Annotated in this window: 6 protein-coding genes, 1 tRNA gene and 3 rRNA genes; all 10 read left to right on the top strand. The window is 43.4% G+C overall.

The window, feature by feature from the left end:
• Positions 1-10: 10 nt before the first annotated feature.
• The 10 genes from rpoC to DLJ48_RS00990 all read left to right on the top strand — a co-directional run bounded on the left by rpoC (position 11) and on the right by DLJ48_RS00990 (position 14,865).
• Complete coding sequence (gene rpoC / locus DLJ48_RS01035) at positions 11-3,706, top strand: DNA-directed RNA polymerase subunit beta' (protein WP_128685115.1); 3,696 nt, start codon at positions 11-13, stop codon at positions 3,704-3,706.
• A 460-nt stretch (positions 3,707-4,166) separates the two neighbouring features.
• A 16S ribosomal RNA gene (locus tag DLJ48_RS01030) occupies positions 4,167-5,732 on the top strand.
• A gap of 97 nt (positions 5,733-5,829) precedes the next feature.
• Positions 5,830-5,902 (top strand) — tRNA-Ala (locus DLJ48_RS01025).
• A 220-nt stretch (positions 5,903-6,122) separates the two neighbouring features.
• Positions 6,123-9,012 (top strand): 23S ribosomal RNA (locus DLJ48_RS01020).
• A gap of 75 nt (positions 9,013-9,087) precedes the next feature.
• Positions 9,088-9,204 (top strand): 5S ribosomal RNA (gene rrf / locus DLJ48_RS01015).
• Together the 16S, 23S and 5S rRNA genes with 1 tRNA gene alongside form the textbook arrangement of a ribosomal RNA operon.
• A 160-nt stretch (positions 9,205-9,364) precedes the next feature.
• Positions 9,365-9,859, top strand: coding sequence for a phosphatidylglycerophosphatase A (locus tag DLJ48_RS01010; protein WP_128685113.1), 495 nt, complete (start codon positions 9,365-9,367; stop codon positions 9,857-9,859).
• Positions 9,860-9,875: 16 nt separating this feature from the next.
• Positions 9,876-10,694 carry a bifunctional hydroxymethylpyrimidine kinase/phosphomethylpyrimidine kinase gene (thiD, locus tag DLJ48_RS01005; RefSeq protein WP_128685111.1) on the top strand — a complete coding sequence of 273 codons (819 nt, stop codon included), beginning with the start codon at positions 9,876-9,878 and terminating at the stop codon, positions 10,692-10,694.
• An 18-nt stretch (positions 10,695-10,712) separates the two neighbouring features.
• Positions 10,713-11,579: a YitT family protein gene (locus tag DLJ48_RS01000; RefSeq protein ID WP_128687042.1), complete on the top strand. Its 867-nt coding sequence runs from the start codon at positions 10,713-10,715 to the stop codon at positions 11,577-11,579.
• Between the two features lie 171 nt (positions 11,580-11,750).
• Positions 11,751-14,417, top strand: coding sequence for a cation-translocating P-type ATPase (locus DLJ48_RS00995; RefSeq protein ID WP_128685109.1), 2,667 nt, complete (start codon positions 11,751-11,753; stop codon positions 14,415-14,417).
• A 4-nt stretch (positions 14,418-14,421) separates the two neighbouring features.
• Positions 14,422-14,865, top strand: coding sequence for a hypothetical protein (locus tag DLJ48_RS00990; protein ID WP_128685107.1), 444 nt, complete (start codon positions 14,422-14,424; stop codon positions 14,863-14,865).
• Positions 14,866-14,868 lie beyond the last annotated feature (3 nt).

Below are 14,868 nucleotides of genomic sequence, written 5' to 3'. Positions count from 1 at the left end.
GAGAAATAACTTGGCAATAGACGTTAACAAATTTGAATCTATGCAAATTGGTCTAGCATCGCCAGCTAAGATCCGTGAATGGTCTTATGGCGAAGTTAAAAAGCCAGAAACGATCAACTATCGTACTTTGAAAGCTGAACGTGATGGTCTTTTTGACGAAAGAATTTTCGGACCAATTAAAGATTATGAATGTGCTTGTGGCAAATACAAGCGAATCCGTTATAAGGGAATTGTTTGTGATCGTTGTGGTGTTGAAGTTACTTCTTCAAAAGTTCGCCGCGAACGGATGGGCCATATCGAACTTGCAGCTCCAGTAACACACATTTGGTACTTCAAAGGAATTCCAAGCCGAATGGGCTTGATTCTTGACATGAGCCCGCGCTCTCTTGAAGAAATTATTTATTTTGCAAGCTATGTGGTTATTGATGCTGGTAATACATCGCTCGAAAAGAAACAACTGATTACCGAAGCTGAATATCGTCAATATCAAGACCAGTACGGTGCTGATGCTTTCGATGCCAAGATGGGCGCTGAAGCTATCAAGGAATTATTAGCTGAAGTTGATCTTGAAAAGCAAGCTAAAGAATTAAAAAATGATTTGAAGGATGCAACTGGACAAAAGCGTACACGTGCGGTTCGCCGTTTGGATATCGTTGAAGCCTTCTTACAATCTGGCAACAAACCAGAATGGATGGTTATGGACGTTGTGCCTGTTATTCCACCTGATCTACGTCCGATGGTTCAGCTTGAAGGCGGCCGTTTCGCTACTTCTGATTTGAATGATTTATACCGTCGTGTTATTAACCGCAATAATCGTTTGAAGCGCTTATTGGATTTGAACGCACCAAGCATTATTGTCCAAAACGAAAAACGTATGCTGCAAGAAGCTGTTGATGCCTTGATTGATAATGGCCGTCGTGGACGTCCTGTTTCTGGTCCTGGTAATCGGCCGTTAAAATCTTTGTCTCACCTACTAAAAGGTAAGCAAGGTCGTTTCCGCCAGAACCTGTTAGGAAAACGTGTTGACTATTCAGGCCGTTCTGTTATTGATGTTGGTCCTTTCTTAAAGATGAACCAAATGGGTCTGCCTCGTCAAATGGCTGTTGAATTGTTCAAACCTTTCATATACAACCGTTTGATCGAATTAGGCACAGAAAATGGCGGCGCTAATAACCTGCGTTCGGCACGCCGTCTAGTTGAGCGCCATGAAGATGTTGTTCAAGATGTTCTAGAAGAAGTTGTTAAAGAGCATCCAGTTCTGCTTAACCGCGCGCCAACTTTGCACCGTTTAGGCATCCAAGCTTTTGAACCTGTACTTGTTTCTGGTAAAGCAATGCGTTTGCACCCATTAGTTACGACTGCTTATAACGCCGATTTCGATGGTGACCAAATGGCTATTCATGTGCCTTTGTCAGATGAAGCACAAGCTGAAGCACGCTTGCTTATGCTGGCTGCTTCGCATATTTTGGCACCCAAAGATGGGAAACCGATTGTTGCGCCTTCACAAGATATGACGATCGGTAACTACTATCTAACGACTGAAGAAGCCGATATTCAAGGCGAGGGAATGGTCTTTTCTTCCGCTGATGAAGTTAAAATGGCTTTGCAAAATCATGAAGTTGCATTGCATACGCGAATTGGTATTGCTGCTTCTAGTTTTGATCAGGCAAAACCATTCACGGATCAACAACGTTCGAGGATTTTGGCAACAACGGTTGGAAAAATTATCTTTAACGAAATTTTACCGGCTGATTTTCCATATATTAACGAACCGAAATCAGAGAATTTTGATGGTATTGATGCCCATTTCTTCCTTGAACCTGGAACAGATATTCATGAATGGCTTAAAAACGAACCCTTGAATGGTCCATTCAAGTCTGGTTTTCTGTCCGACATCATTGCTCAAATTTACGCGCGTTATCAAGTAACTCGAACTTCTGTTTTGTTGGATGATATGAAGGATCTTGGATATGATATCTCGACTCGTTCAGGATTGACCGTTGCCATGTCTGATGTGACCGAGTTGCCTCAGAAAGGTGAGGTGCTTAAAGCTGCTCACGAAAGAGTCGCAGCCATTACAAAACAGTTCCGTCGCGGTCTATTGACTGACGATGAGCGTTACACACAAGTAACACAGACTTGGTCGGACGCTCAAGATAAGATCAAGGAGATGCTGATTGCTTCCTTTGACTCCAAGAACCCGATCTTTATGATGAGTGATTCTGGTGCTCGTGGAAACATCTCAAACTTCGTCCAGCTTGCTGGTATGCGTGGTTTGATGGCCGCTCCTAACGGAAAAGTTATCGAGCTTCCTGTTACGGCTAACTTCCGTGAAGGCCTTTCTGTTTTGGAAATGTTCATTTCGACTCATGGTGCTCGTAAAGGTATGACTGATACAGCTTTGAAGACTGCTAACTCTGGATACTTGACTCGTCGTCTAGTGGATGTTGCTCAAGAAGTCATTGTGCGTGAAGATGATTGTGGTACTGATCGTGGACTTGATGTTTCTGCAATCATGGACGGCAATGAAGTCATTGAACCTTTATATGACCGTATCTTAGGTCGTTATGCTATGAAACCAGTTGCTGATCCAGAGACTGGCGAGGTCATTGTTCAAAAAAATGAAATGATTGACGAAAGCATTGCTAATCAAATCATTGATGCTGGTGTCTTAACTGTTACGATCCGTTCGATTTTTACTTGCCGTACTGAACATGGTGTCTGTGTTAAATGTTATGGTCGCAACATGGCGACTGGTGACATCGTTGAAGTTGGTGAAGCCGTTGGAACCGTTGCAGCTCAGTCTATTGGTGAACCCGGTACTCAATTGACTATGCGTACTTTCCATACTGGCGGCGTTGCGTTGTCAGAAGATATCACACAAGGTTTGCCGCGTGTGCAGGAAATTTTTGAAGCTCGTAATCCTAAGGGCCGTGCCGAAATTTCTGAAGTGACAGGTAAAGTGACTAGTGTTGAAGAAAATCCAGCTGACCGCACTAAAACTGTCACGATTGAAGGCGAGACTGATACTCGTGAGTATATCCTGCCGATCTCAGCTCGTTTGCGTGTTGCGGAGGGCGATGAAATCCATCGTTCTGAGGCTATTAATGAGGGGCCTTTGGATCCTAAGGAACTGATCAAGGTTTCTAGCGCTTTGAAGACCGAAAACTATATGTTAGCTGAAGTTCAAAAAGTTTATCGTATGCAAGGTGTTGGCATTGCTGATAAACATGTCGAAGTTATGGTTCGCCAGATGTTGCGTAAAGTTCGTGTCATGGATCCTGGACAAACGGATCTGCTACCCGGTGAGCTACTTGACATTGCTGACTTCCGTCGTGCTAATACACAAGCCATTCTCTCTGGCAATACCGCTGCGACATCTCGTCCGGTTTTGCTTGGTATTACGAAAGCTTCTTTGGAAACAAATTCATTCTTATCAGCTGCATCATTCCAAGAGACGACACGTGTCTTGACGGATGCTGCTATTCGCGGTAAAAACGATCCACTAGTTGGTTTAAAGGAAAATGTGATTATCGGTAAGGTTATTCCTGCCGGAACCGGTGTCGCGGCATATCGCCATATTAAAGACGAGGTTGTTGCTGCACCTATTGAACCTTTGGAAAAAATTCCTACTTTGGATGAATTGCAAAAGTCTTTTGATCAAACACCGGCTAATGCCAGTTCTAAATCAACTGCTAAAAAGTAGTTCATCTCCTTGATCTCAGCCCGCTGCCTTGCAGCGGGCTTTTTCTTTGTTTTCTTTGTTTTCTTTGTTTTCTTTGTTTTCTTTGTTTTCTTTTTATATTTCTTTGATTTTTTATCATTTTTCTATTGACCTTCGCCTCGTTTGGCTGTAGTATATTTAAGTCAGCTTGCGAGTCAAATTGATAGGAGATCTGCTTCAATTCTTAATTGAAAAAAGGTCTTGACATTCGTTTGATTCTCTGGCATGATATAAAAGTTGCTTTTGTGAAGTGACGCAGCACTTTGAAAACTGAACAGAACAAAGACAAACAAATTGTGTAGGGATTTATAAGTATGCAAGTGCTTATAAACAAATTTTCAATAATTTGCGAAGTCAATTCGTAATACAAAAACAATAAATTATTTAACGTTTGGTAAAACAAACAGTCAGTAATTCATTATGAACACCAAGTTCAAGCTTTTAAAATGAGAGTTTGATCCTGGCTCAGGATGAACGCTGGCGGCGTGCCTAATACATGCAAGTCGTACGCTAGCCGTTAAGTTGATCTCTTCGGAGTGACGCCTAACTATGACTAGAGTGGCGAACTGGTGAGTAACACGTAAGAAACCTGCCCTTTAGTGGGGGATAACATTTGGAAACAGATGCTAATACCGCGTAACAACGTCTGACACATGTCGGTCGTTTGAAAGATTCTTTTGAATCGCTAGAGGATGGTCTTGCGGCGTATTAGCTAGTTGGTAGGGTAATGGCCTACCAAGGCGATGATGCGTAGCCGAGTTGAGAGACTGACCGGCCACATTGGGACTGAGACACTGCCCAAACTCCTACGGGAGGCTGCAGTAGGGAATTTTCCGCAATGCACGAAAGTGTGACGGAGCGACGCCGCGTGTGTGATGAAGGCTTTCGGGTCGTAAAGCACTGTTGTAAGGGAAGAATAACCAGATTCAGAGAAAGCTTCTGGCTTGACGGTACCTTACCAGAAAGGGATGGCTAAATACGTGCCAGCAGCCGCGGTAATACGTATGTCCCGAGCGTTATCCGGATTTATTGGGCGTAAAGCGAGCGCAGACGGTTTATTAAGTCTGATGTGAAATCCCGGGGCCTAACCCCGGAACTGCATTGGAAACTGGTTTACTTGAGTGCGATAGAGGCAAGTGGAACTCCATGTGTAGCGGTGAAATGCGTAGATATGTGGAAGAACACCAGTGGCGAAAGCGGCTTGCTAGATCGTAACTGACGTTGAGGCTCGAAAGTATGGGTAGCAAACGGGATTAGATACCCCGGTAGTCCATACCGTAAACGATGGGTGCTAGTTGTTAAGAGGTTTCCGCCTCTTAGTGACGTAGCTAACGCATTAAGCACCCCGCCTGAGGAGTACGGCCGCAAGGCTAAAACTTAAAGGAATTGACGGGGACCCGCACAAGCGGTGGAGCATGTGGTTTAATTCGAAGATACGCGAAAAACCTTACCAGGTCTTGACATACCAATGATCGCTTTTGTAATGAAAGCTTTTCTTCGGAACATTGGATACAGGTGGTGCATGGTCGTCGTCAGCTCGTGTCGTGAGATGTTGGGTTAAGTCCCGCAACGAGCGCAACCCTTGTTATTAGTTGCCAGCATTTAGTTGGGCACTCTAATGAGACTGCCGGTGATAAACCGGAGGAAGGTGGGGACGACGTCAGATCATCATGCCCCTTATGACCTGGGCAACACACGTGCTACAATGGGAAGTACAACGAGTTGCGAACCGGCGACGGTAAGCTAATCTCTTAAAACTTCTCTCAGTTCGGACTGGAGTCTGCAACTCGACTCCACGAAGGCGGAATCGCTAGTAATCGCGAATCAGCATGTCGCGGTGAATACGTTCCCGGGTCTTGTACACACCGCCCGTCAAATCATGGGAGTCGGAAGTACCCAAAGTCGCTTGGCTAACTTTTAGAGGCCGGTGCCTAAGGTAAAATCGATGACTGGGATTAAGTCGTAACAAGGTAGCCGTAGGAGAACCTGCGGCTGGATCACCTCCTTTCTAAGGATAATCGGAATACTAGACTGATTTAAATATCAAAATTTGTTTGTTTGAGTTCTGTTCGGTTTTCAGAGCGCCGCCCTGAAAATCAGCAACTGGGGAATTAGCTCAGCTGGGAGAGCACCTGCTTTGCAAGCAGGGGGTCATCGGTTCGAACCCGATATTCTCCATTGGCAGTTTTGACTGCCAATTGCACATTGATAACTGAATAGTAATTAAATTTCTTGTTAATTTAAAATCCTAATGTCTTAATCGACATCGAGACATTAGGTAAATTGAACCGAGAATTCACTTCGATAAAAATGTAACTGAAAAGTTACCGCTAATAAAAAATCTAGAGATAGATCTCATAAATAATTTATTGGTTAATCGTCGGTCGTCAGATCGATAGGTTAAGTTAATAAGGGCGCATGGTGGATGCCTTGGCACTAGAAGGCGATGAAGGACGTGACTAACTACGATATGCCTCGGTCAGCTGTAAGTAAGCTTACCCGAGGATTTCCGAATGGGGCAACCCGATCTTAATGATCATCATCTTTTTGAATTCATAGATTAGATGAAGCAGAACGCTGTGAACTGAAACATCTCAGTAACAGCAGGAAAGTAAAGAAATTTCGATTCCGTCAGTAGCGGCGAGCGAACGCGGAAGAGCCCAAACCTAGATGCTTGCATCTAGGGGTTGTAGGACTGATGTTGAGTTACAAAGGTATAAGATAGCAAAAACAGTTGGGAAGCTGTTCCATAGAAGGTGATAGACCTGTATGCGAAATCTTGTACTCTCTAATCAGGATCCTGAGTACGGCCCAACACGTGAAATTGGGTCGGAATCTGGGAGGACCATCTCCCAAGGCTAAATACTAACTAGTGACCGATAGTGGACAAGTACCGTGAGGGAAAGGTGAAAAGAACCCCGGAAGGGGAATGAAATAGTTCTTGAAACCGTGTGCTTACAAGAAGTTCGAGGCCGTTAATGGCTGAGAGCGTGCTTTTTGTAGAATGAACCGGAGAGTTATGATTGCGTGCAAGGTTAAGGTGCAAAGACTGGAGCCGTAGCGAAAGCGAGTCTTAATAGGGCGATTCAGTACGTAGTTGTAGACCCGAAACCGAGTGACCTATCCATGGTCAGGTTGAAGGTGGGGTAATACCTACTGGAGGACCGAACAAGTGGGTGTTAAAAAACCCTTTGATGAACTGTGGATAGCGGTGAAATTCCAATCGAACTCGGAGATAGCTGGTTCTATCCGAAATACATTTAGGTGTAGCCTTGCAATTAGCTTACTGGAGGTAGAGCACTATTTGGTCTAGGGGCCCTTCAAGGGTTACCAAAATCAGATAAACTCCGAATGCCAGATAAGTATGTGCAGGAGTCAGACGGTGAGTGATAAGATCCATCGTCGAAAGGGGAACAGCCCAGATCACCAGTTAAGGTCCCTAAATATATGCTAAGTGGAAAACGTTGTGAAGGTGCATAGACAACTAGGAGGTTGGCTCAGAAGCAGCCACCCTTTAAAGAGTGCGTAATAGCTCACTAGTCGAGTGCTCTTGCGCGGATAATGTACCGGGGCTAAGCATATTACCGAAACTGTGGATGCGTAAGCATGGTAGGATAGCGTAGTTAATGCAATGAAGGATGACCGTAAGGACATGTTGGAGCGTTAACTAGTGAGAATTCCGGTATGAGTAGCGAAAGATAAGTGAGAATCTTATCCACCGAATGACTGAGGTTTCCCCCGGAAGGCTCGTCCGCGGGGGGTTAGTCGGGACCTAAGGCGAGGCTGAAAAGCGTAGTCGATGGCCAACAGGTTGATATTCCTGTACCAATATTGAATTGCCGAAGGAAGGACGCAGAAGGATAGCACAGGCCACTATTGGATGTGGTTTTAAGCAGTTAGTCTTCATAAGAGTTAAATGCTTTTATGTTTAAGGATAAGCTGTTAAGCTACCAAGTTTACTTGGGAATTGTGTGAATTCACGCTGCTGAAAAAAGTTTCGTAGGAAGAAAATATTGCCCGTACCGCAAACCGACACAGGTAGTCGAGTAGAGAATACTAAGGTGAGCGAGTGAACTATTGTTAAGGAACTCTGCAAAATGAGTCCGTAACTTCGGAAGAAGGACTGCTGGTTTTATACCAGCCGCAGCAAATAGGCCCAAGCAACTGTTTATCAAAAACACAGGTTTCTGCAAAATCGTAAGATGAAGTATAGGGGCTGACGCCTGCCCAGTGCTGGAAGGTTAAAAGGAGGACTTAGCTTCGGCGAAGGTCTTAATTGAAGCCCCAGTGAACGGCGGCCGTAACTATAACGGTCCTAAGGTAGCGAAATTCCTTGTCGGGTAAGTTCCGACCCGCATGAAAGGCGTAATGACTTGGGCGCTGTCTCAACAATAGACTCGGTGAAATTTAAATTCCAGTGAAGATGCTGGGTACCCGCGACAGGACGGAAAGACCCCGTGGAGCTTTACTGTAGCTTGATATTGAATGTTTGTGCTGCATGTGCAGGATAGGTAGGAGACTTTGAAGTCGGAACGCTAGTTTCGACTGAGTCAACCTTGAGATACTACCCTTGTTGTATGAACGTTCTAACTCTGATCAGTTATCCTGATCGAAGACAGTGTCTGGCAGGCAGTTTGACTGGGGCGGTCGCCTCCTAAAAGATAACGGAGGCGCTCAAAGGTTTGCTCAGAATGGTTGGAAATCATTCGTAGCGTGTAAAGGCATAAGCAAGCTTGACTGTGAGACTGACAGGTCGAGCAGGTACGAAAGTAGGACTTAGTGATCCGGTGGTTCCGTATGGAAGGGCCATCGCTCAACGGACAAAAGCTACCCCGGGGATAACAGGCTCATCTCCCCCAAGAGTCCACATCGACGGGGAGGTTTGGCACCTCGATGTCGGCTCATCGCATCCTGGGGCTGTAGTCGGTCCCAAGGGTTGGGCTGTTCGCCCATTAAAGCGGTACGCGAGCTGGGTTCAGAACGTCGTGAGACAGTTCGGTCCCTATCCGTCGCGGGCGCAGGAAATTTGAGAGGATCTGTCCTTAGTACGAGAGGACCGGGATGGACATACCTCTGGTGTACCAGTTGTTCTGCCAAGAGCACCGCTGGGTAGCTACGTATGGATTAGATAATCGCTGAAAGCATCTAAGTGAGAAACTAACCTCGAGATGAGATTTCCCATTCGTTAGAAGTAAGACCCCTGAGAGACGATCAGGTAGATAGGCTAGAAGTGGAAGTGTAGTGATGCATGGAGCGGACTAGTACTAATAGGTCGAGGACTTAACCAAGTAAGTGGTTTGGTTCAATTGCTTGAATGATGAGATTTTTAATTACTATTCGGTTATCAGTGCGTAAGTACTGAGTATCGTGTTTATTCCGACAAGGTCACACCTGTTCCCATTCCGAACACAGAAGTTAAGCTTGTCAGGGCCCAATGTAGTTACAGGAACGCCTGTTGCGAGACTAGGACGATGCGATGCAAGTGATCACCCGGTTTGGGTGATTTTTTTTGTCCATTTTGATCGTTTTTTGTCAGCAAGCCTGACAACTTTGACTGGTCGACTGCCTATCTGCTTATAATTGAGAGATCGAGGTGGCCATGGCAAACATATCAGGGAAAAAGAGTATTATATTTATTACATGAGTGATTATTCTGATTTAGCATTAGCAAGTGTTCACCAGTTAAGTGAACGAGGTGTTGATTTACAAGATATTTATGACTTAACGAGCGTTTTCTTGCAGCAGCACTATCATTTCGTAGCTGACACAGTAACTGTTAAGAATGCTTTTAATCTTGTTCTGAAGCGCGATGAGGTTAACGATATCATTTTAACCGGACTATATTTAGACGCTTTGGCTGAAACAATGCCTGATTCCCAGCCCTTGAAGGCTAGACTCGCTCGAGATGCTAATGGCCATAACGTTGATGAAATTTTAGCTATTGGTTTGGCTTCTCAATTTAGTGCTGCGGCTGTTGTTCATTATGGCTGGTTGGATAATGAAAAACCTGGCTTGATCGGCGTTTTAAATGATAAAAAAGACTCGATCAATGTGTATATTGACGATATTTTGGCTGCTCTAGTGGCATCTACGGCTATGACATATTTGGAATTAAAAGGTGGAAACAAATTCTAGATTTTTGATGATAAACATGCAGACTCTTACATACAATTCTTTTCCGCAAGTTGTTACGATTGCGGGTTCAGATTCCGATGGATCAGCTGGTGCTCAAGCTGATCTGCATTCTTTTTTTGTACGAAATGTTTATGGCATGTCTATTTTGGTGGCAGCGGTTGCGGGAAATTCCTATGGCATTAGTGCCGGTCATCAATTTCCTTTAGATTTTATTGATGCTCAGTTCAAAGCGATTGCCGACGATTTTCACATTCGATCTGCGAAAACTGGTATGTTAGCTAATAGTGAATTAATTTTAAATGTAGCTAAAAATTACAGGCGGGTCAATTTTGGTCCGCTGATCGTTGATCCAGTCATAACAACAAAACATGGTGCTAAATTACTCGAGGATCAGGCAATTGATACTGTGAGAGATATATTACTACCTTTGGCAACGGTTGCGACGCCTAATTATTCTGAAGCACAGGCTATTGTGGGTTTTGATTTTGAGAATGAAAATGATGTTGCGAGAGCTGCACAGAAAATTCAAGGATTTGGAACTCAAAATGTTATTATTAAAGGCTACCATGGCGACAATTTTGAGGGTAAAACAGTTTCTGATTATGTTTTGCTAGCCGATGGTAGTCGCTATACTTTGCGTGCAAATTATATCGAAACAGAACATATTAATGGAACAGGGGACACTTTTTCTGCAATTATTACGGCTGAGATAGCCAAAGGGAACTCGATCAAGGCATCGATCGATATTGCTAAAAAGGCAACACACCAAGCCATTGCAAACACGATTCAAGTTGGCCATAAATTTGGACCGATTAATCATTGGGCAATTAATTAAGTGGTTTACTAAATTATGATGGATCAACTTCGAAATTATTTATCTAAACATGCAATTGTCGCTCGAGCGGGTGCAGCGCTTTTATATGGCATTTTGGTTGCGGTGGCAATGAATTTTTTTTGGAAACCTGGAAATATCTATTCTAGCGGCTTTAACGGTTTGGGCCAATTGATCAGTTATTTTTTCTCTGCTAATGCGCTACCGCTAGTTATTTTGATCGTCAATATTCCGATGACAATTCTGGCTTGGGCAATTATCAGCCATCGTTTGGCTTTTTTTGAAATTGTTGCCATCGCTTGTTCCTCGTTGTTTATCGATATTATTGCAGCTCCAGTCAAACCATTGATTTCTGATCCACTAATGTGTGCAATTTTCGGTGGCGCGATCAATGGCTTTGCGACTGGTTTTGCTTTGAAAAATGGCGTGGCAACCGGTGGACTTGATATCTTTGAAATTCTTGGCAAACGTTTTTGGAATATCAAAGTTTTTCCAATCAACATTGCTTTTAATTCGATTATTATGGTTGGATCTGGACTGCAACATGGTTGGAAATATGCATTTTATTCGATTATAGGAATTGTCGTTTCAGCTTGGATGACTTCGATTGCTTATACTCAGCAGCAGCAGATGCAGGTCATGATCGTGACGAATAATAAAGAACAAATGGTTGATTCGATCCAAGCACACCTTCGTCGCGGCATTACGGTCTTAGATGATGCATCTGGCGGCTATCTGCACGATTCGAAACATGTTATTTTTACAGTCATCACGCTTGAAGAGCGATATGAATTACGTGAAGCGGTGCATGAAGCTGATGATAAAGCTTTTGCATCGATGTGGAAAGTTGATCACACTTGGGGTAACTTCTATGAGAAACAAGTGTGAAGCCTGATTAAAAAATAGTACTTTTCGGTATAATTAACATATTAAATGAGGGAGTAACGGCGGATCATTGCTTGATGCGCGGGAAATCCAAGTTACACGGGCGACAATGAACCCTGGTGACCCTTAAACAGTGAGACTCATATAATTTCAATTTGAAAGGAGTCTTTTATTTTGTCTGAAAATAAATTTTATAACCAGAATATTAAGGAACTTTTAGTTCAATTTTCATCCGATTCACAACGAGGTCTGAGTGAGAAAATGGCACAAGACCGCTTGCTTTCAGATGGCCCCAATGCTTTGAACCAAGCTAAGAAAACGACACTTTTACAAAAATTTGTAAATCAGTTCAAAGATTTTATGATTGCGATCTTGGCTGTAGCAGCAGTTATTGCAGCGATGACCGGTGAAGTTGTTGATGCTGTTTTTATATTGCTAGTGGTCATTTTAAATGCAATTTTTGGTGTTTTTCAAGAATCGAAAGCTGAAGATGCTATTGCGGCTCTAAAGAAAATGTCGACACCAAATGCAAATGTACGTCGTGGTGGGAAGGTTGTTTCGGTTCCGGCCGATCAGCTTGTTGCGGGCGATATTGTGTTACTTGAAGCTGGTGATATTGTACCGGCTGACTTACGGCTGATTGAAGTTAATTCGTTGAAAATAGAAGAAGCTGCTTTAACCGGTGAATCAGTTCCAGTTGAAAAAAGTGCAGCAATTTTAAAGGCTAAGAATCCTGGCATCGGTGATCGTCATAACATGGCTTTTATGAATACGAATGTTACTTACGGCCGCGCAGTCGGCATGATCGTCGCGACAGGTATGAAGACTGAGGTAGGCCACATTGCCAGCATGCTTGAACAGACCGACGAGACAGCCACACCTTTGCAAATTAATTTAAAACAGTTGGGAAAAAGCTTAACTTATCTGATCTTATTTATTTCTGTGATTGTTTTTGCGATCGGTATGATCAAAGGAGCTGAATCCTGGATCAATATGTTATTGACAGCTATCAGTATTGCGGTTGCTGCCATTCCCGAAGGTTTGCCAGCTATTGTGACGATTACACTAGCGCTGGGCACTGGCCGTTTGGCCAAGAAAAATGCTTTAATGCGTCGCTTAGCTGCTGTTGAGACGCTTGGTTCAACAGAAATTATTGGCTCCGATAAGACTGGTACTTTGACACAAAACAAGATGACAGTCGAAAAATATGTTGTCAATAATCAGATTTTCGATGCCGTTGATCCGATCCAAAAAAATGCGGCAGCTGAAAAATTAGCTGTCGTCATGGCTTTGAATAACGATACCAAGATGACCGAAGATGGATTACTGGGCGACCCGACTGAAACAGCACTGATCAGTTTTAATGAAAAACAGGATCAGGATCTTGAACGGTTATTTGACAAGATGCCGCGCGTGGCTGAGATTCCGTTTGATTCGGAACGTAAATTAATGACAACCGTTAACAAAAATGCTGCTCAATATTTAATTACGGTTAAAGGAGCTCCAGATGAATTGTTACGGCGAACTTCTAAAATTGATTTAAATGGTAAGGCTGTGGCTTTGACCGAAGAAAATCGTCAGCAATTGCTGACGATTAATCACGAATTGGCTCAACAAGCTTTACGAGTGTTAGCTTTTGCTTATCAAAATGTCAAGGAAGTTCCGGGTCGATTAACCAGCAAAGCTGTTGAAAAAGATCTTGTTTTCGTAGGTTTCGTCGCTATGATCGATCCAGAAAGGCCGGAGGTGGCGCAAGCGGTTGAACAAGCTCGCCAAGCTGGTATTCGTCCGATTATGATTACTGGAGACCATAAGGATACGGCGGCAGCAATTGCTCGCCGCTTAGGTATTCTGACTGCTCAGCAAGGACCAGAGGCGATCATTACCGGAGCCCAATTGGACCAAATTCCGGATGAACAATTTGAAGACAAAGTTGCTCAGTACAGTGTTTACGCACGAGTTGCGCCAGAGCATAAGGTTAAAATCGTAAATGCTTGGCAAAAACGCGGTAAGACGGTCGCGATGACAGGGGATGGTGTGAACGATGCACCGGCATTAAAAGCGGCTGATATCGGTATTGCAATGGGTATTACGGGTACCGAGGTTTCTAAGGGAGCTTCTGATATGGTTCTCGCTGATGATAATTTCGCGACGATCGTGAACGCCGTTAAAGAAGGGCGAACCGTTTTCTCTAATATTCAAAAAGCATTACAATATTTGCTTTCCTCAAATTTGGCCGAGGTTATGACGTTATTTGTGATGACTATTTTGGGTTGGAATTTGTTTGTGCCAGTGATGATCCTTTGGATTAATTTAGTGACCGATACTTTTCCAGCGATTGCTTTGGGACTGGAACCGGCAGAACCAGGTATTATGGATCGCCAGCCGCGCGGCAAAGAATCAAGTTTTTTGTCCGGTGGTGTTGGCAGTGCCATTATTTGGCAGGGAATCGTTCAATCTTTGACTGTATTAAGTGTTTATGCGTTGGCACTTGCGTATCCAGATCATGCCGGTAATAATGAATTGGTTCATTTGGATGCGCTGACAATGGCCTTTATGACGCTTGGATTAATGCAGTTAGTGAATGCTTTCAATGTTAAATCTATTTATCAGTCAATTTTTAAAGTCAATCCTTTTGCTAATAAATACTTTAATTTTGCCATTTTATTCAGCCTACTTTCTATGGCGATCGTCGTCTTGATACCTGGGCTAAACGGACTGTTCCACGTTTCCGACCTCAATTCTCATCAATGGTTAATTGTTTTAGCTGCTTCATTTTCAATCGTCATAGTTGTTGAAGTAGTAAAATTATTCGAGCGTCTTATTTTAAAGAAGAAGTAGTCATATGAAACCAGTTAAACCACAACAATTTGCACAAGGACTGCAAAATTTTTTAAATGCAATAGATGATACGAATGCCAAAGTCGCACCCTTTTACAGCAAGCTGAGAACAGCTCTGAATGATAAAACACTTTCAGAAATGTCCGATCTTGATTTTAAAGCAATTTTAGCTGAATTCATGGATGCAAACGACGGCTATCAAAGGGCAGCTGATCACTTATCCACTTTGGCAGCTCCGGTTCAACTGTTGGGCCTGAAAAGTAATCTAGTCGATTATTTTAGGGCTTATGTAGCTGCGACCAAAGACATGACAGCCTCTTTGGAAACGAATTCAAAGACAGTTGATCTTAAGAAGTTTTCTCGATCCGAGCAGGATCAAGATGATCTAATGCAGAAAATTAATCACACTGTAAATCGTATTTTGACTGTTCCTGGACTGAGGGGATGATCA

The organism is Oenococcus sicerae (assembly GCF_004102045.2).
Lineage (GTDB): Bacteria > Bacillota > Bacilli > Lactobacillales > Lactobacillaceae > Oenococcus > Oenococcus sicerae.
Note: the sequence above shows the minus strand (reverse complement) of the source record. Positions and strands in the feature narration are given on the sequence as shown.

Coding starts and splice junctions, on each gene's coding strand:
- DLJ48_RS01010 (WP_128685113.1), top strand. CDS start 9,365: ATGAGTGATTATTCTGATTTAGCATTAGCAAGTGTTCACCAGTTAAGT.
- thiD (WP_128685111.1), top strand. CDS start 9,876: ATGCAGACTCTTACATACAATTCTTTTCCGCAAGTTGTTACGATTGCG.
- DLJ48_RS01000 (WP_128687042.1), top strand. CDS start 10,713: ATGGATCAACTTCGAAATTATTTATCTAAACATGCAATTGTCGCTCGA.
- DLJ48_RS00990 (WP_128685107.1), top strand. CDS start 14,422: ATGAAACCAGTTAAACCACAACAATTTGCACAAGGACTGCAAAATTTT.